Below are 26,572 nucleotides of genomic sequence, written 5' to 3' on the forward strand. Positions count from 1 at the left end.
ATGGTTGCGCCCGACAACGAAAAGTCCCGCCTCGACGATGCGGCGCGCGCCGGCTGGCTGTACTTCATCGCCGGGCACACCCAGGATGAAATTGCAAAAATGCTGCAGGTGTCGCGGGCTTCGGCGCAGCGCCTTGTGTCGCTCTGCCTGGCGGAGCGGCTGATCACGTTTCGTCTCGAACACCCCATTGCGGCCTGCATGGAGCTCGCCTCCCGTCTGAAGGCGCGGTTCGATCTGGTGCATTGCGACGTCGTGCCGACTGATCCAGCGGCGCCGCTGTCGAATGCCGGAATTGCCGAGCGCAGCGCCAATCTGCTGGAGATGACGCTGCGCTCGGAAACGCCGGTCATCGTCGCGCTCGGCACCGGCCGGGCGGTACGCGCGGCGGTCGAGCGCGTCTCGCCGATCGAGCGGCCCGATCACCAGATCGTCTCGCTGGTCGGCAACATCTCCGCCGACGGCTCGGCGAGCTTCTACGACACGGTGGGCCGGCTCGCCGACCGCACCGGTGCGCGTCACTACCCGATGCCGCTGCCGTTTTTGATGTCGAGCGAGGACGAGCGCAACCGCATGGTCCGCATCGATCCGATCGCGCGGGTGAGGGCGGTCGCCGCCAAGGCCGATCTGCGGCTGATCGGCATCGGCCAGATGGACCAGAAGGCCCAGGTTCATGTCGACGGCTTCGTCACCCGCGAGGAGCTGCTGGAGATGATGCGGCTCGGTGCGGTCGGCGAGGTGACCGGCTGGGCCTACGACGCCAAGGGCCGCCTGATCAAGGGCGGCACCAACAAGCGCCTGACCAGCATCCCGCCGCAGATCCCCGCGGTCTCGACCACGATCGCGGCCGCCGTCGGCGTCGCCAAGGTGCCGTCGATCAAGGCGGCATTGGCGGGACGGGTGATCAACGGCCTGATCACCGACGAGGCGACGGCGCGCGCCGTGCTGGATCGCTAAGAGGTAGATAATCGAATCGGGCCATGCACTGCACTTTACCTCGCCCCGCTTGCGGGGAGAGGTCCGGAATGCATCATCAGATGCATTCCGGGTGAGGGGGAGCCTCCACGCATTCCTCTGGCTCCGTATGCGCCGAGAGAGCCCCTCACCCCAACCCTCTCCCCGTAAGAACGGGGCGAGGGAGCGCGGTCCCGCTGCGGCGCAATTAGCCCTAGCTTCCTGGCGCTCAACGCCCCGTTCGCTTCCGCAACAACTCCATTGCAGCGTGCAATGGAACTCGCCATCGCGCGGGACGGCGCACCCGCGCGCTTGACAAATTTTAACGACGGGATGAACATACGCTCAACACGTGGGCATATGCTCAACGTGACATAAGGGAGGTTACCTTGAAAAACGTCCTTTGCGCCGTTGCGGGCGCGGCTGCGCTTTTGATCTCTGCCCCCTCGATCGCCCAGACCACGCTGACGGTGGCGACCGTCAACAACGGCGACATGATCCGCATGCAGGGGCTCACCAGCGAATTCACCGCGAAGAATCCGGACATCACTGTCAAATGGGTGACGCTCGAGGAGAACGTGCTGCGCCAGCGCGTGACGACCGACATCGCGACCAAGGGCGGTCAGTTCGACGTGCTGACCATCGGCACCTATGAGGTGCCGATCTGGGCCAAGAAGAGCTGGCTGGTGCCGCTCGACAAGCTCGGCGCCGATTACGACGTCAATGACCTCTTGCCCAAGATCCGCGACGCGGTCTCGGTCGACGGCAAGCTCTACGCCGCGCCGTTCTACGGCGAGAGCTCGATGGTGATGTACCGCACCGACCTGTTCGACAAGGCCGGCCTGAAGATGCCGGACAGCCCGACCTGGGATTTCGTGGTCGATGCGGCGAAGAAGCTGACCGACAAGTCGGCCGGCGTCTATGGCATCTGCCTGCGCGGCAAGGCCGGCTGGGGTGAGAACATGGCGTTCCTGACCGCGATGTCGAATTCGTTCGGCGCGCGCTGGTTCGACGAGAAGTGGGAGCCGCAGTTCAACTCGCCGGAATGGAAGAAGACGTTGACGACCTATGTCGACCTGATGAAGCAGGCCGGCCCTCCCGGTGCGTCTTCCAACGGCTTCAACGAGAACCTTGCTCTGTTCAACGCCGGCAAATGCGCGATGTGGATCGACGCCACGGTGGCGGCATCGTTCGTGACCAACCCGGCGCAATCCACGGTCGCCGGCAAGGTCGGCTTCGCGCTGGCGCCGAACACCGGCCTCGGCAAGAACGCCAACTGGCTGTGGGCATGGAGTCTCGCCATTCCCGCCGGCTCGAAGAAGGTCGATGCGGCGGAGAAGTTCATCGCCTGGGCGACCAGCAAGGATTACTCCAAGCTCGTCGCGTCGAAGGAAGGCTGGTCCAACGTGCCTCCGGGAACGCGGACCTCGCTGTATCAGAACCCCGAATATCTGAAGGCGGCGCCGTTCGCCAAGATGACCCTGGCCTCGATCGATGCGGCTGATCCGAGCCACCCGACCGTGAAGCCGGTGCCGTATGTCGGTGTGCAGTATGCGGCGATTCCGGAGTTCCAGGGCATCGGCACCGCGGTGGGCCAGCAATTCTCGGCCGCGCTCTCGGGCTCGAGCACCGTCGACGCAGCGCTCGCTGCGGCCCAATCCTCGACCGAGCGCGAAATGAAGCGGGCGGGCTACATCAAGTAGCGCAAACAGATAGCCTCGACGCGATCTGATCGGCGTCGCGGCCCTTCGACCAGCTCAAGACCTCCCGAGCTGGACCACTCGCGACCATCCTGTCCCGCAGCGGGATGGTCGCTCCTTTCCCTAAAGCATGATCCGGAAAAGTGCGAAGCGGTTTTCCGAAAAGATCATGCTCAAACAAAGAGCCAAAGCGCGATGACGATTCAACCAAATATCATCGCGCTTTAGAGAAGGAGGCGGGGATGGCGACCCAGCAGACCCAACTGCTCGCACGCACGCTGCTCACGCCGGCCGTGGCGCTGCTGTTCATCTGGATGATCGTGCCGCTGGCGCTCACGATCTACTTTGCGACGCTGCACTACAATCTGCTCGATCCCGGCTCCGAATCGTTCGTTGGCTTAGAGAACTTCCGCTACTTCCTCACCGATCCGGCCTTCCTCGCCTCGCTGCAGAATACCTTGGTGCTGGTCGGCTCGGTGCTCGCGATCACGATCATCCTCGGTGTGCCGCTGGCGCTGTTGCTCGACCAGCAGGTGGTCGGGCTCTCGATCGTCCGCCTGATGGTAATCGCGCCATTCTTCGTGATGCCGACGGTGAGCGCGCTGGTCTGGAAGAACCTGTTGATGCATCCGGTGTCAGGCCTGTTCGCCTGGATCGCGCATCTATTCGGTCTGCCGGCGATCGACTGGTTCAACGATGCGCCGCTGTTCGCGGTGATCCTGATCATCTCCTGGCAGTGGCTGCCGTTCGCGACCCTGATCCTGCTCACCGCGCTGCAATCGCTCGACGAGGAGCAGAAGGAGGCGGCCGAGATGGACGGCGCGAGCGCGATCTCGACCTTCATCTACATCACGCTGCCGCACCTGGCGCGCCCGATCACGGTGGTGATCCTGATCGAGACCATCTTCCTGCTCACGGTATTCGCAGAGATTTTCGTCACGACAGGCGGCGGGCCCGGCCTGCAGACCACCAACATCGCCTTCCTGATCTATTCGCAGGCGCTGATCCAGTACGACGTCGGCAGCGCCTCGGCGGGCGGCCTGGTCGCGGTGGTGCTCGCCAACATCGTCGCGTTCTTCCTCGTTCGCATCGTCGGCCGCAATCTGGAGGCGTAACGTCATGGCGCGGATGGTCACGACACGGCGCAAGGTGATCTCGACGGCAGCCGCCTGGCTGGTCGGCTTCCTGATCTTCTTCCCGATCCTGTGGATGGTGCTGGCGAGCTTCAAGACCGAACTCGAGGCGTTCGCGATTCCGCCATCGTTCCTGTTCTTCCACTGGACCACGGAGAACTACGTCACGGTGCAGGAGCGCAGCGATTATTTACACCATGCGCTCAACTCGATCATCATTGCAGGGGGATCGACCCTGATCGCGATGCTGATCGCGATCCCGGCGGCATGGTCGATGGCGTTCTCGCCGACCAAGCGCACCAAGGACGTGCTGCTCTGGATGCTGTCGACCAAGATGATGCCGCCGGTCGGCGTGCTGGTGCCGATCTACCTGATCTTCCGGACCGTCGGCCTGCTCGACACCCGGACCGGCCTGGTCTTCATCCTGTGCCTCGGCAATCTGCCGATCGTGATCTGGATGCTGTTCACCTATTTCAAGGAGATCCCGAAGGACATCCTGGAGGCGGCGCGGATGGACGGCGCCACGATCGGCCGCGAGCTGATCTACGTGCTGACGCCGATGGCGGTGCCGGGGCTCGCCTCGACCCTGCTGCTCAACCTGATCCTGGCGTGGAACGAGGCATTCTGGACGCTCAATCTGTCGACGCTGGAGGCCGCGCCGCTCACCGTGTTCATCGCATCCTATTCCAGCCCGGAAGGCTTGTTCTGGGCAAAATTGTCGGCGGCGTCGACGCTCGCGATCGCGCCCATTCTCGTGCTCGGCTGGTTCAGTCAGCGGCAGCTGGTTCGCGGCCTGACCTTCGGCGCGGTCAAGTAGCAGAAAGGCTTTTTCATGGGTCAGATTACGCTGCAGGGTGTGCAAAAATCGTTCGGGCCGGTCCACATCATCAAGGGCGCCGACCTCGATATCGCGGACGGCTCCTTCGTCGTGTTCGTCGGCCCATCCGGCTGCGGCAAGACCACGCTGCTGCGGCTGATCGCGGGGCTCGAGGACGTGACCGGCGGCGCCATCCTGATCGACGGCCGCAACGTGGTCGACGTGCCACCGGCCAAGCGCGGGCTGTCGATGGTGTTCCAGTCCTACGCGCTCTATCCGCATATGAGCGTGCGCGGCAACATCGCGTTCGGCCTGAAGATGGCCGGCATGGCCAAGGACGAGATCAACCGCAAGGTCGAGGCCGCCGCAGCGACCCTCAACCTGACGCCCTATCTCGACCGCAAGCCGCGCGAGCTCTCCGGCGGCCAGCGCCAGCGCGTTGCGATCGGGCGCGCCATCGTGCGCGAGCCGAAGGCGTTCCTGTTCGACGAGCCGCTGTCGAACCTCGATGCCGCGCTGCGGGTGCAGATGCGCCTCGAAGTGACGCGCCTGCAGAAGCAGCTCGGCACCACCGCGATCTACGTCACCCACGACCAGGTCGAGGCGATGACGATGGCCGACAAGATCGTGGTGCTGAACGGCGGCAAGATCGAGCAATACGGCTCGCCGCTCGAGCTCTACGAGAAGCCGGCAAACCTGTTCGTCGCCGGCTTCATCGGCTCGCCGAAGATGAACTTCGTCACCGGCGAGCTGGCAAAGCAGCAGGGCGCCGCCACCATCGGCGTGCGGCCCGAGCATTTGAAGGTCGAGCGCGACGGGCAGGGCGGCTGGCACGGCACGGTCGCCGTCGCCGAACATCTCGGCAGCGATACGTTCCTCTATGTCGATGCGGGGCCGCAGGGGATGCTGACCGCGCGCTATATCGGCGAGCTCGATTTGCATCCGGGCGACAAGGTGTCGCTGATCCCGGATCCGGCGCGCATCCATCGTTTCGACGACAGCGGCAAATCGATCCACGCGTAAGGAAGAAGAAAATGTATCTGGAAAAATTCAAGCTGGGCGGCAAGACCGCCATCATCACCGGCGCCGGGCAGGGCATCGGGCTCGCCTGCGCCGAGGCGCTGGCCGAAGCCGGCGCCAAGGTTGTCATCGGTGATCGCGACGCCAAGGCGGCCCACGACGCGCAGGCGGAGTTGAAGGCCAAGGGCTATGATGCGGATATCGCGCTGATGGACGTGACCGATTCCGGCCGCGTCTCGGCGGTCGCCGACGAGCTGGTGCGCAAGTACGGCAAGGTCGACATCCTGGTCAACAATGCCGGCATCGCCCGCAGCGAGACCCCGGCCGAGACCGTCACCGACGAGCATTGGCTCAACGTCATCGACGTCAATCTGAACGGCACCTTCTGGTGCTGCCGTGCCTTCGGCAATCACATGCTGAAGGCCAAGTCCGGCACCATCGTCAATGTCGGCTCGATGTCCGGCTTCATCGTCAACAAGCCGCAGGAACAGTGCTTCTACAACGCCTCCAAGGCCGCCGTGCACCATTTGACCAAATCGCTCGCGGCCGAATGGGCCGCGCGCGGGGTTCGCGTCAACGCGGTGGCGCCGACCTATATCGAGACGCCGCTGAATGCCTTCGTCAAGAACAGCCCCAGAATGTACGATGCCTGGATCGGCGGAACCCCGATGGCCCGGATGGGGCAGGTCGACGAGATCGCTTCCGTCGTCTTGTTCCTGGCCTCCGAGGCCGCGAGCCTGATGACCGGAAGCATCGTTCTGGTCGATGGCGGCTACACTTGCTGGTAAGCTCGCGCCGAAAATAACGGAGCGGCCATGCGGCAAGCCTATATCGGGGTGGACGTCGGGAGCACCAGCGCCCGGGCGGGGGTATTCGACGAGGCGGGCAAGCTGCTGGGTTCGGCCCGGCATCCGATCCGGGTCTGGCATGAGCCGGGCGATATCGTCGAGCAATCCTCCGACGACATCTGGGCGGCGTGCGTCGCGTCCGTGCGCCATGCGATGCGCGAGGCGGCGGTTGCGGCCGAGCAGGTCAAGGGCATCGGCTTCGATGCGACCTGCTCGCTGGTCGTGCTCAACAAGGCTGGCCGGCCGCTCACCGTCAGCCCGTCCGGCGATTCCGCGCGCAATGTCGTGGTCTGGATGGATCACCGCGCGATGGTTGAGACCGAATTCGTCAACGCGACCGGCGACCGGGTGCTGCGCTATGTCGGCGGCGCCATTTCGCCGGAGATGGAGATCCCGAAAATCCTCTGGCTGAAGCGGTATCTGCCGGCGACCTTCGAGGCCGCCGGGCATTTCTTCGATCTCGCCGACTATCTCTCGTTCCGCGCCACCGGCTCGCTGGCGCGCTCGACCTGCACGGTGACCTGCAAATGGACTTATGTTGCGGGCGAAGGCGGCTGGAGTGAGTCCTTCCTCAAGCGCGTCGGACTGGAGGCGCTCGCGGCCGATCGCTTTGGGCGCATCGGCACCGAGATCGTGCCGCCCGGTTCGCCGCTTGGCCGCGGACTGTCGGCGGATGCGGCGCGCGATCTCGGCCTGCTGCCGGGAACCGCGGTCGGCGCCTCGCTGATCGATGCCCATGCCGGCGGCGTCGGCGCGATCGGCGGCCGCGATGGCTCCGGCGCCGAGGTCGATGTCTGCCAGCGATTGGCCTACATCATGGGGACGTCGGCGTGCATCATGGCAACGACGGTCGATCCCTGCTTTGTGCCTGGCGTCTGGGGCCCGTATTTCGAAGGCATGGTGCCGGGCTTCTGGCTCAACGAAGGCGGGCAGTCGGCGGCCGGCGCCGCGATCGACCATCTGCTGAAGTCGCATCCGGCCCATGCTGAAGTCCAGGCCGCTGCGAAGCGCGACGGCGTCGATGTCATCGAGTATCTCGAGAAGCGCATCCTGACGCGCAGCGGCAATGCCGGTGCGGCTGCGCTGCTCGCGCGCAACGTTCATGTTCTGCCGGAATTCCTCGGCAATCGTTCGCCCTATGCCGATCCCGGCTCGCGCGCGGTGATCGCGGGGCTCGATCTCGACACCGATGTGTCGGCGTTGGAGCGGCTGTTCATCGCCGGCCTTTGCGGACTGGCCTATGGCCTCGCCGACGTCATCGAGGCGCTACAGGCCCATGGCGTCAGCGGCAAGACCATCGTGATCGGCGGCGGCGCCAGCCGCAGCCCGCTGGTGCGCCAGATCATGGCCGACACGACAGGCTATGCGGTGGCGCTGCCGCAGACGCAAGAACCCGTATTGCTGGGCGCCGCGATGCTGGGCGCCGTCGCCAGCGGCGCGCATCATTCGATCAATGCGGCGATGGCGGGCATGTCGGCGCTCGGGCGGCTGAGCGAGCCGACCGCGCCGGAGCTGGCTGATTTCCATCGCCGGAAGCGCGGCGTGCACAAGATGCTGCGGGCGCTCGATCGCGACAGCCGCGAGGCGATGAAGCGGGCGCCCGGCGAGGCGCCGGTTTAAGGTGTTGGCATGCTGCTGAGTTGCGGAGATGCGTTGATCGATTTCCTGCCGTCGCGGACGGCGGATGGGCGCGAGGCCCTGACACCGGCGGTCGGCGGCTCCTGCCTCAACATCGCGATCGGCAGCGCGCGGCTCGATGTGCCCACCGGCTTTGTCGGCGGCATCGCGACCGACACCTTCGGCAAGATGATCGCCGATCACGCCGCAGCTTCGGGCGTCGATCTCAGCCGCGCGACGCGCAGCGACGACCAGGCCACGCTGGCCTTTGCGCGCGTCACCGGCACCGAGACGGAGTACGCCTTCTATGACGCTGACACCGCAGCGCGGAACTGGACCTACCGGCGCGGCGCGATCGCGCTCAACGGGGTCACCTGCGTTCATATCGGCTCAACTACGTTGGTCCATGACAAGGGCGCGGCTGAGACGCTCGCCTTCATCGAGGATATCAGGGCGAACGTGACGATCGCGCTCGACCCGAATTGCCGGCCGAACCTGGTCAAGGACAGGGACGCCTATCGCGCACGCATGCTGGCGTTCTCCGGCAAGGCCGACATCGTGAAAATGTCCGACGTCGACTTCGCCTATCTGTTCGGCGACGAGGCCTATGCCAACAGGGCCGAGGCGCTGCTGTCGGGCGGTGCATCGCTCGTCGTCATCACGCGCGGCAATGACGGCGCCTCCGCCTGGCATCAAAAGGCCGGACCGATCGAGGTCAAGGCGCCGGTGGTGAACGTGGTGGATACGATCGGCGCCGGCGACAGCTTTCAGGCGGCGCTGCTGGCCGCATTGCATCGGCTGGACCGGATCGCGCGGCAGCGGCTCGCCGACATCTCTGCCGCCGAGCTCACGCGCGCGCTGGCCTTTGCCTGCAAATGCGCCGCCTTCACCTGCACCCGCGCGGGCGCTGATCCGCCGCGGAGCCAAGAGCTGCCTGCCGATTATTGGTAAGCCATGCGCCCGAGGTGATGGACTTGCCGCACCGGGCGCGGCACGATGCCGTCATCGAAGACCGATGCGAGCGCGTTCCCGAATGAGCGACGATCTGTGCCTGCTGTCAGCCACTGACCTTCGCGCGCGCATCGCCGCCAGGGACGTGTCTCCGGTCGAGGTCACGGCGGCTGTAATCGCCCGCGCCGAGCGGCTGCAGCCGGAACTGAACTGCTTCATCACGCTGTGCGGCGAGGAGGCGATGGCGCAGGCGAAGGCCGCGGAGCGGCAGCTGATGGCCGACGAGCCGCTCGGTCTGCTGCACGGCATCCCCTTCACCGTGAAGGATATCGTCAGCACCAAGGGCGTGCGCACGACCTTCGGCGCGGTGCCTTACAAGAACAATGTGCCCGACCACGATGCCGTGGCGGTGGCCCGGCTCCATGCGCAGGGCGGAATATTGCTCGGCAAGACCACGACGCCGGAGTTTGGCAGCAAGTGCCTGACCGACTCGCCGCTGTTCGGCCGCACCCGCAACGCGTGGAGTGCCGAGCGCTCCAGCGGCGGCTCCAGCGGCGGCGCCGCGGTGGCGGTCGCGAGCGGCATCGCGCCGCTGGCGGTTGCGACCGACGGTGGCGGCTCGACCCGGATTCCCGCGGCCTGCAACGGCGTGGTCGGGATCAAGCAGAGCAACGGCGTGATCCCGCACAGCCAGGTGCAGGACGCCTTCGGTAACCAGACCTATGTCACGCCGACCACGCGCACCGTGGCGGATACCGCGCTGATGATGCAGGCGATGGCCGGCGAGGATCCGTCCGATCCCTGGTCGATCGGTGTGCCGGTGCCCGACTATCTCGACCATGCCGCGCCGCGCGGCGATCTCAGGGGCAGGCGCGTGCTGTTCTGCCTGTCGCCGCCGGGCCGCCCGGTGACATCAGACGTCGCCGCTGCCTTCAAGGCGAGCCTCGACCGGCTGGCCAGCCTCGGCGCCGAGCTCGAGGAGTTCTCCGGCGATGGCTTTGACATCGAGCCAATCTGGCGCGCCATCAATCACACGGTCTGGCGCACCCGCTTCGACAAGCTCGCGGCCGATCATCCCGATGACCTCAGCCCGACCTTCCTGAAGCAGCTCGCGCGCGCCGCTGATGTGAGCGGCGTCGACTACCAGCAGGCGATGTTCGACCGCACCGCGCTATTCCGCCGCGTGCAGTCGCTGCTCGCGCGCGGCGACCTCCTGGCGATGCCGACCCTGACCCGCACGGCACTGCCGATCGATCAGGATCTGTTCGGCACCATCGAGATCGACGGCCGGAGCTTCGACAGCGTGCGGCCGCACTGGTTTCCCTGGACCATGCTGTTCAACATGACCGGGCATCCCGCGATCAGCATCCCCGCAGGTTTCGGCCGCGATGGCCTGCCGATCGGCCTGCATCTGGCCGGCCGCTTCCGGGCCGACGCGGAACTGTTGCGCGTCGCGGCGCTGTTCGAAGCGGCGAGCGATCTGCTCGGGCGCTGGCCGGCCTTGCCCTGACGGTCCGAACTGCGCGATGCTTGCATTCGGCTGCGAACTTGTTGAAACGTGACCGTGAACATCAGGGGTGATGAAGGTTGATTGAATCGGTTCGACCGCGGGCTCGGTCTACCTCTCCCCAGCGGGGAGAGGTCGATTTGCGCAGCAAATCGGGTGAGGGGGTGCTGCTCCAACGAGAGACCGCAACCCCTCACCCGGCGCTACGCGCCGACCTCTCCCAAGGGAGAGGTGAACCGCCGTTGCGGTACCGGCTTGGCACAGCCACACCCTGCACGTGTTGCTGGCGGGCATGAGCGTATTCTTTCTGCGGCGGATCCTGACCCTGCTGGCGACGCTGGTCGCGGCCTCGCTGATCATTTTCCTGGTGCTCGACGCGCTGCCCGGCAATGCCGCCCAGATGCTGATGGGCGCCGATGCCTCGCCCGATGCGGTGCGCGCGCTCACCGTCAAGCTCGGCCTCGATCAGCCGCTCACCATACGCTACCTGCTCTGGCTCAAGGGCATGGCGGTCGGCGACCTCGGCAACAGCTACGTCTATGGCACGCCGGTGGCCGGACTGATCGCGGAGCGGCTGGTGCTGACCATCCCGCTCGCGATCATGTCGATGCTGATCACCGTGGTGCTGGCGCTCGCCGCCGGCATCTACACTGCGGCAAATCACAACAAGCTCGGCGATGTCGGCGTGATGTCGCTGACCCAAATCGGCATCGCGCTGCCGAATTTCTGGTTCGCGATCCTCCTGATCCTGCTGTTCTCGGTGAAGCTGCAACTGTTGTCCGCCGGCGGCTTTGCCGGCTGGGATGACGGCATCTGGCCGGGAATCCGCTCGCTGTTGCTGCCGTCGATCTCGCTCGCGGTGGTGCAGGCCGCGATCCTCGCCCGCGTCACCCGCTCGGCCGTGCTGGAGGTGCTGCGCGAGGACTTTGTCCGCACCGCGCGCGCGAAAGGGCTCGGCAGGCGCGAGGTGCTGTGGCGCCATGTGCTGCGCAACGCCATGATCCCGGTGATGACCGTCATGGGCCTGCAATTCGCCAATCTGCTGGCCGGCACCATCGTGATCGAGAACGTGTTCTATCTGCCGGGCCTGGGACGGCTGATCTTCCAGTCGATCGCCAATCGCGACCTGATCGTGGTGCGCAATTGCGTGATGCTGCTGGCCGCGATGGTCGTGATCGTCAATTTCGTGGTCGATGTGCTCTATGCCTTCATCGACCCGCGCATCAAGGTCGCCAACCTGTGAGCACGCCGCTGACCGCAGCCGCCGGCACCGCGGCAATCGCACCGGGCGCGCGGCCTGTGACCGGCTTCTGGCGCCGCGCGCTGCGCCATCGCAGCTTCGTGCTCGGGGCGGTGCTCAGCCTGTTCGTGCTCGGCGCCGCGCTGCTGTCGCTGCTCTGGACGCCGTGGTCGGCTACCGACATCGATGTCGCGTCGAAACTGCAGCCGCCGACGGCGGCGCACTGGCTCGGCACCGACGTGCTCGGCCGCGACATCGTCTCGCTGCTGCTGGTCGGCGCGCGCTCCACCATCATGGTCGGCGTCATTGCGGTGGGGATCGGCCTGAGCTTCGGCGTTGGCCTCGGCCTGGTCGCCGCCGCGCGCAAGGGCTGGACCGAGGAGCTCATCATGCGGATGAGCGACTTCACTTTCGCTTTCCCAGCGGTGCTGTCGGCGATCATGCTCGCCGCGGTCGCCGGCCCCGGCATGGTGACGTCGATCACCGCGATCGGCATCTTCCAGATCCCGACCTTCGTCCGCGTCACCCGCGGCTCGGCCAATGCGATCTGGGCCCGTGAATTCGTGCTGGCCGCGCGCGCCGCGGGCAAGGGCTCATTCCGCATCACGATCGAGCATGTGCTGCCGAACATCCTCTCGATCCTGATCGTGCAGGCGACGATCCAGTTCGCGCTCGCGATCCTCGCCGAGGCCGCACTGTCCTATCTCGGGCTCGGCACCCAGCCGCCGCAGCCGTCCTGGGGGCGCATGCTCAACGATGCGCAGACCCTGCTGTTCCAGTCGCCGATGCTCGCGGTCTATCCGGGCGCCGCGATCGCGATCGCGGTGCTCGGGCTCAATCTGCTCGGCGACGGCCTGCGCGATCTGCTCGATCCCCGTCTGGCGCAGGAGCGGTGAGCATGGCCAAGGAAGACGCGCCGCTGATCGAAGTGAAGGACCTTGGCGTCAGGCTCAACACCAGCCGCGGCCCGGCGCAGGCGGTGCGCGGCGTCAGCTTTGCGCTTCGCCGCGGCGAGACGCTCGGCCTGGTCGGCGAATCCGGTTGCGGCAAGTCGGTCACGGCGCTGGCCCTGATGGGGCTGTTGCCGGACAGCGCCGTGATCAGCGGCAGCATTCGGCTCGAAGGCGCGGAGCTGGTCGGGCTGCCTGATGCGGCCTATTGCAGGCTGCGCGGCAACCGCATCAGCATGATCTTCCAGGAGCCGATGACCGCGCTCAATCCGATGCACACGATCGGGCACCAGGTCGCCGAGCCCTTGCTGCGCCACACCGGCGTCTCGGCGGCGCAGGCGCGGCAGGAGGCCATCGCCTTGCTCGATCGTGTCGGGCTGCCCGATGCGGCGAAGCGCGTCGATGCCTATCCGCACCAATTCTCAGGCGGCCAGCGCCAGCGCATCACGATCGCGATGGCGCTGGCCTGCCAGCCCGACGTCCTGATCGCCGACGAGCCGACCACCGCGCTCGACGTCACCATCCAGGGCCAGATCCTCGATCTGATCGCCGGCCTCGTGGCGGAGCGCGGCATGTCGATGATCCTGATCTCGCACGATCTCGGCGTGATCGCCGAGAATGTCGAGCGCATGATGGTGATGTATGGCGGCACCGTCGTCGAAAGCGGCGAGACCAATGCCGTGTTCACGCGGATGGGTCATCCCTACACCCAGGGCCTGTTCCGCGCCCGCCCGCGGCTCGGCGCGCGCAAGGGGACGCGGCTCAAGACCATCGCCGGCACGGTGCCGGAGCTGGCCGACCTGCCCGCGGGCTGCACCTTTGCCGATCGCTGCACGATCGCCGAGGCGCGCTGCCGCGCGGCGCTGCCGGTCGTGGTCGATGTCGGCGCCGCGCATGGCGTGCGTTGCATCAGGACCGACGTCTCGATGGCTGCTGGGAGCGTCGGCGCATGACGATGCCGGACCAGCCTTCACCCGGAACGCCGCTGCTCGCGGTGAAGGACCTCGCGCAGCGCTACACGCTGCCGCGCGATAGCCTGTTCAAGCCGGCGGCGCAGGTGCACGCGCTCAACGGCGTGACGGCGCAGGTCATGCCGGGCAGGAGCCTCGGCGTGGTCGGCGAATCCGGTTCGGGCAAATCGACCTTTGCGCGGCTGGTGATGGCGCTGGAGCGGCCGTCGGCGGGCACGGTCTCGCTGCTCGGCCGCGACCTCAACCGGATCCCGCCGGATGAATTGCGCCGCGCCCGCCGGGATTTCCAGATGGTGTTCCAGGATCCCTATGGTTCGCTCGATCCGCGGCAGACCATCGCGCGCATCGTCGCCGAGCCGCTGACCGCGCTCGGCCGCATCGATCGCGGGACCTTGCGCGACCGCGTCGCCACGGTGCTGCGGCAGGTGGGCCTGCGCGATGCCGACATGGACAAGTTTCCGCACGAATTCTCCGGTGGCCAGCGCCAGCGCATCGCGATCGCGCGCGCGCTGATCACCCAGCCGAAGCTGATCGTCGCCGACGAGCCGGTCTCGGCGCTCGACGTCTCGGTGCAGGCGCAGGTGCTCAATCTGATGCAGGACCTGCAGGACGAGTTCGGCCTGAGCTACATCCTGATCAGCCATGACCTCGCGGTGGTCGATCTCATCTGCGACGAGATCGCGGTGATGTATCTCGGGCGGATCGTCGAGCAGGGGCGGCCCGCCGATCTGTTCGCGCACTCTGCCCATCCCTATACGCGTGCGCTGCTCGATGCGGTTCCGCGGGCGCGCGCCGGGGGCGTCCGGCGGCGCCGCGGCGCGCAGCCGGTCGGCTCGCAGGCCTCGGCCGCGGTCGGATGCCCCTACGCGCCGCGCTGTCCGCTGGCCGACCAGCATTGTCGCGCGACCGCGCCTGCGCTACGCAATGTCGGAGACGCCCATCTGGCGGCCTGCCATCACACTGATGCCGTGATGGCGCTGCCGCCGGTGGTCGCCGAGGCCGGTTAGTCTTTTGTGAAGGGTTAGCCTAACGCTTGATGAGATTAGGTTGATCTGGAGCAGCAGTGGGAATTCACCTCTCCCCGCTGGGGAGAGGTGAACGAACCTTGCGAGTCTAACTGACTCGACCAAAACTCATCATGCTCTAGGCTGACAAGAGCATACGTCCGGGGAGCAGACCAATGTTGAGGAAATTGTGCGTCATCGCGGCGGCTGCCGCACTCGTTGCCGCGCCGCTGCCGAGCCTCGCGCAGGGCAAGAAGGACAGCGTCGTGATGGGCATGACGCTGGAGCCGCCGGGGCTGGATCCCACCAACGCGGCAGCGGCGGCGATTGCCGAAGTCACGCTCTATAACGTCTATGAGACCCTGACCAAGATCAACGAGGACGGCTCGGTGTCGCCGCTGCTCGCCGAGAGCTGGCAGGCCTCGCCCGATCTCAAGACCTATACTTTCAAGCTCCGCAAGGGCATCAAATTCCATAATGGCGAGCCGTTCGATTCCGCCGCGGTGAAGTTCTCGTTCGACCGCGCCGCGGCGCCGACCTCGACCAACAAGGACAAGAGCCTGTACCAGGCCTTCGCATCGGTGACGGCGCCTGATCCGGAGACCGTCGTCGTCGCATTGAAATATTCCGAGCCGAACCTGCCGTTCCTGCTCGGCCAGGCGACGGGCTCGATCGTCGAGCCGAAGAGCGCGCCGACCGATGCGACGCAGCCGGTCGGCACCGGCCCCTACACGCTCGGCAGCTGGGCCAAGGGTTCGTCGATCACGCTGGTGAAATGGCCTGACTATCGCAACGCCGCGGCGATCAAGCTCGCCAAGGTGACGATCCGTTTCATCGGCGATCCCGCAGCCCAGGTCGCGGCGCTGCTGTCGGGCGACGTCGACGCCTTTCCGCGGGTTGCGGCGGCGCGCAGCCTGGCGCAATTCAAGGCCGATCCGCGCTTCAATGTGCTGATCGGCGGCTCGCGAACAAAAACCATCGTCGGTATCAACGAGCGCAAGAAGCCGCTCGACGACGTCAGGGTTCGCCGCGCCATCCTGGCTGCGATCGATCGCAAGGCGATGATCGGCGGCGCGGTCGACGGCTTCGGCACGCCGATCGGCAGCTTCTATACGCCAGGCTCGCTCGGCTATGTCGATACCACCGGCATCAACCCCTACGATCCGGAGTTGGCCAGGAAGCTGTTGGCCGAGGCCGGCGTCAAGACGCCGCTCGAGCTCAGCCTCAGGCTGCCGCCACCGTCCTACGCTCGGCAGGGCGGCGAAATCCTCGCAGCCCAGCTCGCCAAGGTCGGCATTATTGCCAAGATCGAGAACGTGGAATGGGCGCAGTGGCTGTCCCAGGTCTTCACCGGGCCGCACAATTACGACCTCACCATCGTCGCGCATGTCGAGCCGTTCGACCTCGTGAAGCTCACCGAGCCGGATTACTATCTCGGCTACAAGTCCGAGGCGTTCAACGCGCTTTACCAGCAGATCATGGCGACGCCGGATCAGGCCGTCCGGGCCAAGCTGCTCGGCGACGCCCAGCGCATGCTGGCGACCGATGCCGTGGCCGGCTTCCTGTTCCAGCCGCAACTGATCACGATCGCCAGCAAGAAGCTGAAGGGCGTGTGGAAGGAAGCCCCGCAGTTCGAGAATGATTTCTCGGCCTGGTCCTGGGAGTAGGCGCGCGCCGGCGGAGATCGATGGCCTCAGCCGGCGCGGCTTCTCGCGCGATGGCGCCGCTTGACGCCTAGTCTCATTTTGCGTGCTGCGCTTGCGAAGGCGTCGGCGTCGAGCGATGCGCGCAGGCGCCGCAAGTCATCGATATCGCTCGGCTTGATGCCTGCCCGGCAGCATAGCGTTTCGCTGGCGCGAACGCGGCCTGTTCCGGCTTCGCATTGAGCGCATCGATTGTCTTTGTGAAGGACAGCGCTAACATGGAACCGTCCATCGATACCTGTCGTTGTCATTTTGATTATCTATTGCAGCGCAACCGGATCACGCGACGATGTGCGCTTGCTAGGGCGGCCAGGCCTCGAAGGGGAAGTAGCAAACACCATCCCTAATATTCCAACCAAGAAATACCGGGGGAAAATATGCATCTGAAAGGGCTTGCGGCATTCGCCGCAGCGGTCGGCGTTGGCCTGTTGTCCGGCGCGGCGATCGGACAGGAAGTCAAGCAGGAGAAACAGTCGGTCGCCGGCAACGCCAATGTCTCGCCGGTGACCCAGGAGCAGCTCAACGCAGCCGACAAGAACGCGAAAGACTTCCTGCTGACCAACGGCAATTACGCCCAGACCCGGTTTTATCCGGGCAAGCAGATCAGCCGCGACAATGTGAAGAACCTGCACGTCGCCTGGATCTTCCAGACCGACGTCAAGGAGTCGCTCGAGACGTCGCCGATCGTCGTCGACGGCGTGATGTATGTCACGACGTCGTTCAGCCATGTCTATGCGCTCGACGCCAAGACCGGCCAGCAGCTCTGGCACTATGCCCACAAGATGGGCCCGATCACGGTCTATTGCTGCGGTCCCAACAATCGCGGCGTCCAGGTGCTCGGCGACCGGGTCTATCTGGCAACGCTGGATTCCAAGCTGATGGCGCTCAATGCCAAGACCGGCGAGGTGGTGTGGACCACCAACATCGCCGATCCCGAGCTCGGCTACAGCGAGACGATGGCGCCGACCGTGGTCAAGGACAAGGTCCTGATCGGCACCAATGGCGGCGAATACGGCATCCGCGGCTTCGTGCGCGCCTATGACGCCAAGACCGGCAAGCAGCTCTGGAATTTCAATACCATTCCGGAGAACTCGGTCGGCGTCTGGGCGACCAAGGACGCCACCGGCCGCGACATGCATCGCAACATCCAGGCTGAGAAGGACATGCTCGCCAAGATCGGCGATCCCTATGCCAAGCTCGGCGGCGGTGTGTGGCAGAATCCGTCGGTCGATCTCGCGACCAACCGGATCTACTTCGTGGTCGGCAACCCGTCGCCCGACCTCGACGGCTCCAACCGGCCCGGCGACAACCTCTACACCAACTCGCTGGTGTCGCTCGATCTCGACACCGGCAAGTATGTCTGCCACTTCCAGTACATCGCCCATGACGTGTGGGACCTCGACGCGGTCAGCCCGACGGTGCTGGTCAATGTCAAGGACAAGGACGGCAAGACCATTCCCGGCGTCATCCATGCCGGCAAGACCGGGCACATCTATGTGCACGATCGCAAGGACTGTAGCCTGATCCGCTTCTCCGAGGCGATGGTGCCGCAGGAGAACATGTGGGTGCTGCCGACCAAGGAAGGCGCGCGCATGCTGCCCGGCGCCAATGGCGGCGTCGAATGGTCGCCGATCGCGACCGATCCGGGACAGGAGCTGGCCTACGCCATCAACCTGCACCAGCCGATGACCTACCATGTCGAGAGCTCGGCCTATCCGAACGGCAAGCTGTGGCTCGGCGGCGCCTTCAAGGTGATCCCGAGCGAGAAGCAGTCGGGTAACATCACGGCGGTGAACTACAACACCGGCAAGATCAAGTGGCAGGTCAAGACGCCGGAGCCGATGATCGGCGGCATCCTCGCCACGGCCGGCGGCCTGGTGTTCACCGGCGAAGGCAACGGCAAGTTCGCGGCGTACAACTCCTCGAACGGCAAGGAGCTGTGGAGCTTCCGCGCCGGCGCGGGCGTCAATGCGCCGCCGTCGAGCTACGTGATCGGCGGCAAGCAATATGTCGTGGTCGGCGCTGGCGGCAACACCCAGCTCGACTACAAGCGCGGCAACAACATCATCGCTTTCACGCTCGACTGAGCCGGGGCGGGATGCATAATCAACGTCTAAATATTGACGGCGAGGCGGGACCCGGTCGGTCCCGCCTCTCTTTGTTCGGATGAGCCCATGTTCGGTAAGCTAGTGATGTGCTGTGCCGTGCTGCTGCTGATGGCAGCCCAGGCGCGCGCGGAGACGATCGAGGACAAGGTCGCAGTCTGCGCCGGCTGCCACGGCGAGGCCGGCAAGCCGGTCGACAAGACCATTCCGACGATCTGGGGCCAGCAGGCCGGCTATCTCTATATCCAGCTGCGCGACTTCAAGCGCGGCGATCGCAAGAGCGAGATCATGCAGCCGATCGCGGCGCAATTCGAGCGCGACGACATGCTGGCGATCGCGGAATACCTCTCGCAGAAGCCGTGGCCCGACCTCGGCCAGCCGCGCGCGGCCAAGGACGTCGCGGCGAAGGCGCAAAGTGCCAGCGCATCGGTCGGCTGTCCGGCCTGCCATCTCGATCGCTTCCAGGGCGACGGCACGGTGCCGCGGCTCGCCGGAATGGGACGGGACTACCTCGCCAAGACCATCGCCGACTTCCGCACCCGCGCACGCGGCAACAATCCCGGCATGTCCGACCTGATGCTGGCAACCTCGCCCGACGACCTCGCGGCGCTGGTGGAGTATCTCGCGGGGCTGTAAGCGGTACGAAGGTCGCGCGGCGTTCCGGTTGCATCTCCCCGGCTTGCGGGCAGGCCAATAGCATATGGCAAAAAAACTTCGTCGTCCCGGACAAGCGCAGCGAAGCGGAGCGCAGATCCGGGACGCATAACCACAGGATTTGGTTTGGCGAAGACTCGTGGTCGTTTGCCCGCGCCGCAACCGCTCCCTGGGGTTGGGTCCCGGCTCCGTGCGCAAGCGCGCACTCGGCCGGGACGACACCGAGATTTTCATATGCGATTGCCTTGCTGCAAGCGGGAGAGGGGGCGCACTGCCTTCAGGATGCTGATATCCGGCCGCTTATGTCTCAACGCGGCGTCAGCTCCGCGCGCAGCGCCGACAGGATGGTGAGATCGGCGGCGTGCTTGCCGGCCTTGTCGGCCAGCGCGGCATCGGCGCCGTGAGCCAGCAGCGCTTTCGCGATCGCGGGATGATTGCCTTCGGCGGCGATCATCAGCGCCGTGCGTCCGCGCGCATCGCGCTCGTCGACCCTGGCGCCCGCGTCCAGGAGATACGAGACCACCTCGAGCGCCTGCGCTTCCGCCACGGCCTCGTCAGGCCCGGCGGCCCACATCAGCAGCGTCAGATCATTGGCGTAGCGGGCGTTGACGTCGATATCGAGCGCAAGCAACTGCTTGACGATGCCGAGCTGACCGCCGGCCGCCGCATAGACCACCGGCGGCTTGCCGGTGTCGTCGGCCTTGCGGCCGTCGGCGCCGTGTGCCAGCAGCATGCGCACCACCATGTCCCTGCCGGCATAGGCCGCCGCCGCGACCGGGGAGGCGCCGCTGCGCCCGGCGAGATTGACGTCGGCGCCGTGGTCGATCAGCCGCTGCACGATCGCGGCGTGGCCGCGCTCGGCGGCGAAGTAGAGCGCGGTCGAACCCGCGAGGTTGCGGGCATCGACCGGCGCGCCGCGCGCCAGCAGCAGGTCGACCATGTCGAGATGGCCGGAGCGGGCCGCGTGGCTCAGCGGCCTTGCGCCCAGTCGGTCCCGCGCGTCCACCGAGGCGCCGCCGTCGAGCAGTGTGGTGGCAAGGTTGATGCAGTCGGCATTGGCGGCAGCGAACAGCGCCAGCGAGATTTCGACCGCGCTGAGCTGGGCCTTGTCGGTCTCGTATTTGCGGGTCTGCTCGCGGCACCGGGCCGGATCGGCCGCAGCAAAGCCGGCGTGGATGTGGCCGACGACAAACAGCACGGCGAGGGCGATGCGGCGATACAAGACGTGTCCTCCGTATAGCCCTGCTGAGCGCAGCGCCATTGGGATCGAACGTCGCATGATCCTCGGTTGCTGCCAAGCCGCGCAGCGATGCCAAGCCGCGCAGCGATGTTGTGCCGCGCAGCGATGTTGTACTGCGCGGTGGTGCTCTGCCGCGCTAGCCGCTCTGCCCGGCGCTCGCATTCGCGACGGCGCGCGCGACATTGGCGATCACCTCGTTGCACTTGTCCATGGGCGCGCTGGCTCCGGTCAGGTAGACCGTCACCACGATCGGCTTGCGGCCGGGCGGCCAGAACACGCCGATGTCGTTGTAAGTACCGCGCTCGCCGGTGCCGGTCTTGTCGCCGACCCGCCAGTCGCGCGGCACGCCGGCGCGCAGCCTCGCGTCGCCGGTCTTGTTGGCGACCATCCAGTCCACCAGCTTCTGGCGCGAGGCGGCCTGCAGGACATCGCCGAGCACGACGCGCTGCAGATTCTTCAGCATCGCGACCGGGCTCGTGGTGTCGCGCGGATCGCCGGGTACGGCCTCGTTCAGTTCCACCTCCCAGCGGTCGAGCCGGCTGACATTGTCGCCAATGGTGCGGAAGAAGCTGGTCAAGCCGGCAGGCCCGCCGATCTCGCGCAGCAGCAGGTTGGCCGCGGTATTGTCGCTGAGCGTGATCGCAGCCTCGCAGAGTTCGGCCAGCGTCATGCCCGACCCGACGTGTTGCTTGGCGACGGGCGCGTAGGCCAAGATATCCTTGGCCTCGACCTGCATCCGTTGATCAAGGCTGGATTCGCCGCGATCGACCCGGTGCAGCACGGCGGCCGACAGCATCGCCTTGAAGGTGCTGCACATCGGGAACCGCTCGTCACCGCGCCGGTTCGCGCGCAATCCCGTCTCCATGTCGAGCGCGGCGACGCCGAGCCGGCCGCTGGTCGCCAGCTCGATGCGTGCAAACTCCTCCTGCAGCCGTTGCGCCGGCGCGCCCGGTGCCGCCGCTGCACTCTGTCCCGCCGCTGCACTTTGCCGCAGCAGGGTCCAGGAGGCCGCAAGGCCCAGTGCGCGCAATCCCAATGTCCGTCTCGTCAGCATGTCCCGTCTCCGTTGGCGGCGCGAACCTGCCGAACGGCGTGACGGCGCACAAACGATCATTTATACAACGAGGCATGAGAAAAACTTGGTCATGACGCCATGCGCCGGCACCTCCCACTGAACGCTTTGCGCGCCTTCGAGGCCTCGGCGCGGCTGTTGAGCTTCACCCGCGCGGGGATGGAGCTGCGCGTGACGCAGACCGCGATCAGCCATCAGGTCAAGCAGTTGGAGGATCTGCTCGGCGCGAGCCTGTTCCGCCGCCTGCCGCGCGGGCTGGTGCTCACCGACGAGGGGCTGGCGCTGCTGCCGGTGCTGTCGGACACGTTCGACCGGATCGGCGCTGCGATCGACCGCATCGAGGCCAAGGGCACGCGCGAGGTCGTCACCGTCGGCTGCGTCACGACGTTCGCGACCGGATGGCTGCTGCAACGGATCGACCGCTTCAAGCGCGCACATCCCTATATCGACCTGCGCCTGCTCACCAACAACAACCGCGTCGACATCGCGGGCGACGGGCTCGATCTCGCGCTGCGCTTCGGCGACGGCTCGTGGCACGGCACCGAGGCGATCCACCTGCTGTCGGCGCCGCTGTCGCCGGTATGCTGTCCCGATGCGGCGGCGCGGCTGCGCAAGCCGTCGGATCTCGCGCAGGAATTTTTGCTGCGCTCCTACCGCGCCGAGGAATGGCCGTTGTGGTTTGCAGTCGCCGGTGCGCCGTGCCCGAAGATCCAGGGGCCGATCTTCGACAGCTCGGTCGGCATGGCCGAGGCCGCCGCGCGCGGCGTCGGCGTCGGGCTGGTGCCGATCGCGATGTTTGAAAACGAGCTGGCGTCCGGCCGGCTCAAGCGGCCGTTCGCGGCCGAGGTCCCGGCAGGGTCGTACTGGCTGACCTGGCTGAAGTCGCGCGTGGTGACGCCCGGCATGCGCGCCTTCCGCGACTGGCTGCTCGATACGCTGCGAGCGGAAGTGGATGAGAGCGAGAACGGTGCATCGGCTCCGCGGCCAAAGGCGAGGGGCAAGGCAAAGCGCAAGCCGGTAAAGCCCGCATCGAAGAAGCGCCGTCGCTAGCGGACGAGGCGCAAGCTGCCCGGGCCAGCGGTGCTGATACAATTTTCGGAATATTAGAAATCTATCCCTGATTTGCCCGACGTGTCAAGCCGCCCGGTCGGACGCCGGCAGCGGCCACTCCTTTGCATGGGGTTGTTTTCGATATTTTTGTCCCGCGCAAGCCGAGCAAGTCGAAGCCGCCTGACGCCTAAGCCAGATGGCACGCCACAAAGTGCCCATTGCTGCCTTCGCGCAATTCCGGCGCCTCCTGGCGGCAGCGCTCTTCGGCGATCGGGCAGCGGGTGTGGAAGTGGCAGCCCTTCGGCGGGTTCATCGGGCTCGGCACGTCGCCCTTCAGGCGGATGCGGTCGCGCTTCGCCTTGGGATCGGCCACCGGCACCGCCGAGAGCAGCGCCTTGGTATAGGGATGCTGCGGGTTGCGGTAGAGGTCGCTGGCCTTGGCGAGCTCGACGATGCGGCCGAGATACATCACCGCGACGCGGTCCGAGATGTGCTCGACGACGGAGAGATCGTGGGCCACGAACAGATAGGTCAGGTTCAGCTCGGCCTGCAGGTCCTCGAGCAGGTTGATGACCTGGGCCTGGATCGAGACGTCGAGCGCCGAGACCGGCTCGTCGCACACGATCAGCTTCGGCTCCAGGGTCAGCGCGCGGGCGATCGCGATGCGCTGGCGCTGGCCGCCGGAGAATTCATGCGGGTAGCGCTGCATGTGCTCGGCCTTCAGTCCGACCTTGACCAGGAGGCTTGCGACGCGGTCCTCGCGTTCGCTGGCTGACGTGACGAGGTTATGGATGATGAAGGGCTCGCCGAGGATCGCGCCGACGGTCATGCGCGGATTGAGCGAGGCGAACGGGTCCTGGAATACGAGCTGCATGTTGCGCCGCATGGCGCGCAGGTCGCCGCCGCCCAAACCCGTCACGCTCTGGCCGTCGAACACGATCTCGCCCGAGGTCGGCTCGATCAGCCGCAGCACGCAGCGGCCGGTGGTCGACTTGCCGCAGCCGGATTCGCCGACCAGTCCCAGCGTCTCGCCGCGGTCGACAGCAAACGACACGCCGTCGACCGCATAGACCTGGCCGACCTCGCGCGACAGCAGGCCGCCGAGCACCGGAAAGTGCTTCTTCAGATTGGATACGCGCAGCAGCGGTTCGCTCATGACGCGTCTCCGAGGTGGCAGGCCATGCGATGGCCGGGCGCGATCTCGCGCAGGCGCGGCTCCTGTTCGGTGCAGATGCTCATGGCGTGCTTGCAGCGGGGCGCAAACCGGCAGCCGGGCGGCGGGTTGATCAGGATCGGCACCGAGCCGCCGATCGCCTCCAGCCGCGTCTTGTGCTCGGCGTCGAGGTCGATGCGCGGGATCGAGCGGATCAGGCCCTGGGTGTAGGGGTGACGCGGATCGCCGAACAGCTCCTCGACCGGCGCTTCCTCAACCACCTTGCCGGCATACATCACGACGACGCGCTGCGCGGTCTCCGCGACCACGCCCATGGCGTGGGTGATCAGCATCACCGCCATGCCGAAGCGCTCCTTCATGTCCTGCAGCAGGTCGAGGATCTGCGCCTGGATGGTGACGTCGAGCGCGGTGGTCGGTTCGTCGGCAATGACGAGCTTGGGCCGGCAGGCCAGCGCCATCGCGATCATCACGCGCTGGCGCATGCCGCCGGAGAACTGGTGCGGATAGTGATGCACGCGGCCCGCGGCATTGGGGATCTGCACCAGCTTCAGCATCTCGATGGTGCGCTCGAGCGCCTGCTTCCTGGTCACCGCCTCATGGCGGCGCAGGCTCTCGGCGATCTGCTCGCCGATCGTCAGCACCGGATTGAGCGAGGTCATCGGCTCCTGGAAGATGAAGCCGATCTCCTTGGCCCTGATGTCGTCGAGCTCGTGGCTGGTCAGCGGCACCAGGTCGCGGCCCTCGAACATGATCTCGCCTTCGACGATCTTGCCCGGCGGCATCGCGATCAGTTTCAGGATCGACATCGCGGTGACGGTCTTGCCGCAGCCGGATTCGCCGACCACGCAGAGCGTTTCGCCACGGTTGATCGAGATGTCGACGCCGTCGACCGCCTGCAACACGCCGGCGTCGGTGTTGAAATGGGTTTTCAGGCCCTTGATGTCGAGCAGCGCCATCAGATCACCTTGCGGGCGTCGAGCGCATCGCGCAGCCCGTCACCGATGAAGTTGATGGCGACCACCGCGATGAAGATCGCGCCGCCCGGAAACAGCGCCCAATGCGGGCCGATGTCGAGAAAATCCTTGGCGTCATAGAGGATGCGGCCCCAGGTCGGAGTGTCAGGCGGAAAGCCGAGGCCGAGAAACGACAGCGTCGATTCGGCAATGATCGCGGCGGCGACGTCGATCGTGCCGGCGATGATCACGGGTCCGAGCGCATTTGGCAGGATGTGGCGCACCACCTGGCGCACCGGGCTTGCGCCGAGTGCACGCGCGGCCTCGACGAACTCCTTCTCGCGCAGCGAGAGAAACTGGGCACGCACCAGGCGGGCGACCGGCATCCAGCGCAAGCCGCCGATCACAAGCACGATCAGGATGAAGATGCCGCCCTCCGGGCCGAACATCGCCTTGAGCCCGTCGCGGAACAAATAGATCAGCATCAGGAGCAGCGGCAGCTGCGGCAGCGACAGGAACAGGTCGGTCAGCCACATCAGCGCATAGCCGAGCGCGCCGCGCGACATGCCGGCGAGCGCGCCGATCAGCGTGCCGACGAACACCGAGACCAGCATCGCGGCGAGGCCGACCGCGAGCGAGATGCGTCCGCCATAGATCATGCGGGCGAGCAGGTCCTGGCCGAGATCGTCGGTGCCGAACGGATGCGCCAGCGAGGGCCCTTGCAGGCCCGCCACCACGTCGATGTCGCTGATCGAGACGCGCCAGACGAACGGACCGACCACCACGGCCGCGATCAGCAGCAGCAGCAGCGCGGCGCTGATCACGGCCGGCCTGTGCCGGCGGTAGCGCCGCCAGGTTTCGCGCCAGGGCGAATAGCCGCGCCGTTCAGCGGAAGGAGATGCGAGGGTCAAGCCAGCCATAGAGGACATCTGCGATCAGGTTGAACAGCACCACGAGACACGCGAAGACGAAGGTCACGGCCATCACGACCGGCGTATCGTTGGCGAGGATGGATGAAATCAGCAATGAGCCGATGCCGGGAATCCGGAAGATCTGCTCGGTGACGATGGCGCCACCGAACACCGCGGGCATCTGCAGCGCGATCAGCGTGACGACCGGGATCATCGCGTTGCGCATCACATGCTTGACGATCACCTTGGCCTGCCCGAGGCCCTTGGCGCGCGCCGTGGTGACATAGTCGAGCCGGATCACGTCGAGCATCGCCGAGCGCACGAAGCGGGTCATCGAGGCCGCCTGGAACAGGCCGAGCACCATCACCGGCATGATGGCCTGCCGGATCATCTCCAGCACCCAGGGGATGCCGCTCCCCGGCACGCTGGTGTAGACGAAGGGCAGCCAGTCCAGCTTCACCGAGAACACCAGGATGAACAGGATGCCGGTAAAGAAGGTGGGCAGCGAGAAGCCGATGAAGGCGAAGGTGTTGGCGAGCTGGTCGAACAGCGAATAGGGCCGCGTGGCGGCATAGACGCCGACCGGGATCGCGATCAGGAGCGCCAGCAGCTGCGACGAGCCGACCACGTAAAGCGTGGTCGGCAGCCGCTGCAGGATCAGCGTGTCGACATCGACCCTGCTGACGAACGAGAAGCCCCAATCGCCGTGGGCCATTGCCACGATCCAGTGCAGGTAGCGCAGATAGATCGGGTCATCGAGGCCGAACTTGGCACGCAGCGCGGCCTGCACCTCGGGCGGCACGTTCGGATTGGTCGCGAGCTCGCTGAATGGATCGCCCGGCGCGAGCGCCAGCACGACGAACAGGACGACCGAAATCCCGAGCAGGCTCGGGATCGCGATCATCAGGCGGCGCAGGATGTATTGACTCATGAACGGATCATCTGACTTACGCTTGCACCTTGAGCAGGTTGATTTCGCTGTCCAGTCGATAGGCGAGCTT

23 protein-coding genes are annotated in these 26,572 nt (G+C 66.1%); 17 read left to right on the plus strand and 6 right to left on the minus strand.

What is annotated here, in order from left to right; all coding sequences use genetic code 11:
- From ACTUWL_RS22845 to ACTUWL_RS22920, 16 genes are all read left to right on the plus strand, one after another.
- On the plus strand, positions 1–954 hold the full coding sequence (locus tag ACTUWL_RS22845; protein ID WP_021081499.1) for a sugar-binding transcriptional regulator: 954 nt from the start codon (positions 1–3) through the stop codon (positions 952–954).
- 386 nt (positions 955–1,340) lie between these two features.
- Positions 1,341–2,654 (plus strand): ABC transporter substrate-binding protein, encoded by a 1,314-nt coding sequence (locus ACTUWL_RS22850; RefSeq protein ID WP_021081500.1) that lies wholly within the window; start codon positions 1,341–1,343, stop codon positions 2,652–2,654.
- A 239-nt stretch (positions 2,655–2,893) separates the two neighbouring features.
- Positions 2,894–3,766 carry a carbohydrate ABC transporter permease gene (locus tag ACTUWL_RS22855; RefSeq protein WP_021081501.1) on the plus strand — a complete coding sequence of 291 codons (873 nt, stop codon included), beginning with the start codon at positions 2,894–2,896 and terminating at the stop codon, positions 3,764–3,766.
- Between the two features lie 4 nt (positions 3,767–3,770).
- Complete coding sequence (locus tag ACTUWL_RS22860; protein WP_021081502.1) at positions 3,771–4,601, plus strand: carbohydrate ABC transporter permease; 831 nt, start codon at positions 3,771–3,773, stop codon at positions 4,599–4,601.
- Between the two features lie 15 nt (positions 4,602–4,616).
- Positions 4,617–5,624, plus strand: coding sequence for an ABC transporter ATP-binding protein (locus ACTUWL_RS22865; RefSeq protein WP_021081503.1), 1,008 nt, complete (start codon positions 4,617–4,619; stop codon positions 5,622–5,624).
- An 11-nt stretch (positions 5,625–5,635) separates the two neighbouring features.
- On the plus strand, positions 5,636–6,409 hold the full coding sequence (locus ACTUWL_RS22870) for an SDR family NAD(P)-dependent oxidoreductase (protein WP_021081504.1): 774 nt from the start codon (positions 5,636–5,638) through the stop codon (positions 6,407–6,409).
- Positions 6,410–6,436: 27 nt separating this feature from the next.
- A complete protein-coding gene (locus ACTUWL_RS22875) occupies positions 6,437–8,089 on the plus strand; it encodes an FGGY-family carbohydrate kinase (RefSeq protein ID WP_021081505.1) in 1,653 nt (550 codons plus the stop codon).
- Positions 8,090–8,098: 9 nt separating this feature from the next.
- Positions 8,099–9,037, plus strand: coding sequence for a carbohydrate kinase family protein (locus ACTUWL_RS22880; protein ID WP_021081506.1), 939 nt, complete (start codon positions 8,099–8,101; stop codon positions 9,035–9,037).
- Positions 9,038–9,119: 82 nt separating this feature from the next.
- On the plus strand, positions 9,120–10,547 hold the full coding sequence (locus ACTUWL_RS22885) for an amidase (protein WP_021081507.1): 1,428 nt from the start codon (positions 9,120–9,122) through the stop codon (positions 10,545–10,547).
- A gap of 289 nt (positions 10,548–10,836) precedes the next feature.
- Positions 10,837–11,787 carry an ABC transporter permease gene (locus ACTUWL_RS22890; protein ID WP_021081508.1) on the plus strand — a complete coding sequence of 317 codons (951 nt, stop codon included), beginning with the start codon at positions 10,837–10,839 and terminating at the stop codon, positions 11,785–11,787.
- Positions 11,784–12,680 carry an ABC transporter permease gene (locus tag ACTUWL_RS22895; protein WP_021081509.1) on the plus strand — a complete coding sequence of 299 codons (897 nt, stop codon included), beginning with the start codon at positions 11,784–11,786 and terminating at the stop codon, positions 12,678–12,680. The genes ACTUWL_RS22890 and ACTUWL_RS22895 overlap by 4 nt, the downstream gene beginning before the upstream one ends.
- 2 nt (positions 12,681–12,682) lie before the next feature.
- Positions 12,683–13,687 (plus strand): ABC transporter ATP-binding protein, encoded by a 1,005-nt coding sequence (locus ACTUWL_RS22900; RefSeq protein WP_021081510.1) that lies wholly within the window; start codon positions 12,683–12,685, stop codon positions 13,685–13,687.
- Positions 13,684–14,712 carry an ABC transporter ATP-binding protein gene (locus ACTUWL_RS22905; protein WP_021081511.1) on the plus strand — a complete coding sequence of 343 codons (1,029 nt, stop codon included), beginning with the start codon at positions 13,684–13,686 and terminating at the stop codon, positions 14,710–14,712. Before ACTUWL_RS22900 ends, ACTUWL_RS22905 begins: the two co-directional genes overlap by 4 nt.
- Positions 14,713–14,885: 173 nt before the next feature.
- On the plus strand, positions 14,886–16,376 hold the full coding sequence (locus ACTUWL_RS22910) for an ABC transporter substrate-binding protein (protein ID WP_021081512.1): 1,491 nt from the start codon (positions 14,886–14,888) through the stop codon (positions 16,374–16,376).
- Positions 16,377–16,789: 413 nt separating this feature from the next.
- Positions 16,790–18,499 (plus strand): pyrroloquinoline quinone-dependent dehydrogenase, encoded by a 1,710-nt coding sequence (locus tag ACTUWL_RS22915; protein ID WP_021081513.1) that lies wholly within the window; start codon positions 16,790–16,792, stop codon positions 18,497–18,499.
- 87 nt (positions 18,500–18,586) lie between these two features.
- Positions 18,587–19,153: a c-type cytochrome gene (locus tag ACTUWL_RS22920; RefSeq protein WP_021081514.1), complete on the plus strand. Its 567-nt coding sequence runs from the start codon at positions 18,587–18,589 to the stop codon at positions 19,151–19,153.
- A gap of 325 nt (positions 19,154–19,478) precedes the next feature.
- On the opposite strand, the gene ACTUWL_RS22925 is transcribed toward ACTUWL_RS22920, so the two are convergent.
- Both ACTUWL_RS22925 and bla read right to left on the minus strand, forming a co-directional pair.
- The gene (locus ACTUWL_RS22925; protein ID WP_021081515.1) at positions 19,479–20,393 is read right to left on the minus strand and encodes an ankyrin repeat domain-containing protein; all 915 of its coding nucleotides are present in this window, start codon (positions 20,391–20,393) and stop codon (positions 19,479–19,481) included.
- 154 nt (positions 20,394–20,547) lie between these two features.
- Positions 20,548–21,465 (minus strand): class A beta-lactamase, encoded by a 918-nt coding sequence (bla, locus tag ACTUWL_RS22930; RefSeq protein ID WP_021081516.1) that lies wholly within the window; start codon positions 21,463–21,465, stop codon positions 20,548–20,550.
- Between the two features lie 99 nt (positions 21,466–21,564).
- On the opposite strand from bla, the gene ACTUWL_RS22935 reads away from it, so the two are divergent.
- Positions 21,565–22,533 (plus strand): LysR family transcriptional regulator, encoded by a 969-nt coding sequence (locus ACTUWL_RS22935; protein WP_021081517.1) that lies wholly within the window; start codon positions 21,565–21,567, stop codon positions 22,531–22,533.
- A 187-nt stretch (positions 22,534–22,720) separates the two neighbouring features.
- Here the strand turns inward: ACTUWL_RS22935 and ACTUWL_RS22940 are convergent, their stop codons facing one another.
- The 4 genes from ACTUWL_RS22940 to ACTUWL_RS22955 are packed head-to-tail and all read right to left on the minus strand — an operon-like array spanning position 22,721 to position 26,502.
- The gene (locus tag ACTUWL_RS22940) at positions 22,721–23,689 is read right to left on the minus strand and encodes an ABC transporter ATP-binding protein (protein WP_106940089.1); all 969 of its coding nucleotides are present in this window, start codon (positions 23,687–23,689) and stop codon (positions 22,721–22,723) included.
- Complete coding sequence (locus ACTUWL_RS22945; RefSeq protein WP_106940090.1) at positions 23,686–24,666, minus strand: ABC transporter ATP-binding protein; 981 nt, start codon at positions 24,664–24,666, stop codon at positions 23,686–23,688. Before ACTUWL_RS22945 ends, ACTUWL_RS22940 begins: the two co-directional genes overlap by 4 nt.
- Positions 24,663–25,580 (minus strand): ABC transporter permease, encoded by a 918-nt coding sequence (locus ACTUWL_RS22950; protein WP_035651865.1) that lies wholly within the window; start codon positions 25,578–25,580, stop codon positions 24,663–24,665. Before ACTUWL_RS22950 ends, ACTUWL_RS22945 begins: the two co-directional genes overlap by 4 nt.
- A complete protein-coding gene (locus tag ACTUWL_RS22955) occupies positions 25,546–26,502 on the minus strand; it encodes an ABC transporter permease (protein ID WP_021079705.1) in 957 nt (318 codons plus the stop codon). Before ACTUWL_RS22955 ends, ACTUWL_RS22950 begins: the two co-directional genes overlap by 35 nt.
- Positions 26,503–26,572 lie beyond the last annotated feature (70 nt).

Source organism: Bradyrhizobium sp. WCU1, from assembly GCF_053474805.1.

Excerpts from the sequence above, each read along its gene's own strand:
- ACTUWL_RS22875 (WP_021081505.1), top strand. The coding sequence starts at position 6,437 with ATGCGGCAAGCCTATATCGGGGTGGACGTCGGGAGCACCAGCGCCCGG.
- ACTUWL_RS22865 (WP_021081503.1), top strand. The coding sequence starts at position 4,617 with ATGGGTCAGATTACGCTGCAGGGTGTGCAAAAATCGTTCGGGCCGGTC.
- ACTUWL_RS22880 (WP_021081506.1), top strand. The coding sequence starts at position 8,099 with ATGCTGCTGAGTTGCGGAGATGCGTTGATCGATTTCCTGCCGTCGCGG.
- ACTUWL_RS22935 (WP_021081517.1), top strand. The coding sequence starts at position 21,565 with ATGCGCCGGCACCTCCCACTGAACGCTTTGCGCGCCTTCGAGGCCTCG.
- ACTUWL_RS22910 (WP_021081512.1), top strand. The coding sequence starts at position 14,886 with ATGTTGAGGAAATTGTGCGTCATCGCGGCGGCTGCCGCACTCGTTGCC.
- ACTUWL_RS22885 (WP_021081507.1), top strand. The coding sequence starts at position 9,120 with ATGAGCGACGATCTGTGCCTGCTGTCAGCCACTGACCTTCGCGCGCGC.
- ACTUWL_RS22855 (WP_021081501.1), top strand. The coding sequence starts at position 2,894 with ATGGCGACCCAGCAGACCCAACTGCTCGCACGCACGCTGCTCACGCCG.
- ACTUWL_RS22860 (WP_021081502.1), top strand. The coding sequence starts at position 3,771 with ATGGCGCGGATGGTCACGACACGGCGCAAGGTGATCTCGACGGCAGCC.
- ACTUWL_RS22940 (WP_106940089.1), bottom strand. The coding sequence starts at position 23,689 with ATGAGCGAACCGCTGCTGCGCGTATCCAATCTGAAGAAGCACTTTCCG.
- ACTUWL_RS22915 (WP_021081513.1), top strand. The coding sequence starts at position 16,790 with ATGCATCTGAAAGGGCTTGCGGCATTCGCCGCAGCGGTCGGCGTTGGC.
- ACTUWL_RS22920 (WP_021081514.1), top strand. The coding sequence starts at position 18,587 with ATGTTCGGTAAGCTAGTGATGTGCTGTGCCGTGCTGCTGCTGATGGCA.
- ACTUWL_RS22890 (WP_021081508.1), top strand. The coding sequence starts at position 10,837 with ATGAGCGTATTCTTTCTGCGGCGGATCCTGACCCTGCTGGCGACGCTG.
- ACTUWL_RS22950 (WP_035651865.1), bottom strand. The coding sequence starts at position 25,580 with ATGGCTGGCTTGACCCTCGCATCTCCTTCCGCTGAACGGCGCGGCTAT.
- ACTUWL_RS22955 (WP_021079705.1), bottom strand. The coding sequence starts at position 26,502 with ATGAGTCAATACATCCTGCGCCGCCTGATGATCGCGATCCCGAGCCTG.
- bla (WP_021081516.1), bottom strand. The coding sequence starts at position 21,465 with ATGCTGACGAGACGGACATTGGGATTGCGCGCACTGGGCCTTGCGGCC.
- ACTUWL_RS22870 (WP_021081504.1), top strand. The coding sequence starts at position 5,636 with ATGTATCTGGAAAAATTCAAGCTGGGCGGCAAGACCGCCATCATCACC.
- ACTUWL_RS22905 (WP_021081511.1), top strand. The coding sequence starts at position 13,684 with ATGACGATGCCGGACCAGCCTTCACCCGGAACGCCGCTGCTCGCGGTG.
- ACTUWL_RS22845 (WP_021081499.1), top strand. The coding sequence starts at position 1 with ATGGTTGCGCCCGACAACGAAAAGTCCCGCCTCGACGATGCGGCGCGC.
- ACTUWL_RS22900 (WP_021081510.1), top strand. The coding sequence starts at position 12,683 with ATGGCCAAGGAAGACGCGCCGCTGATCGAAGTGAAGGACCTTGGCGTC.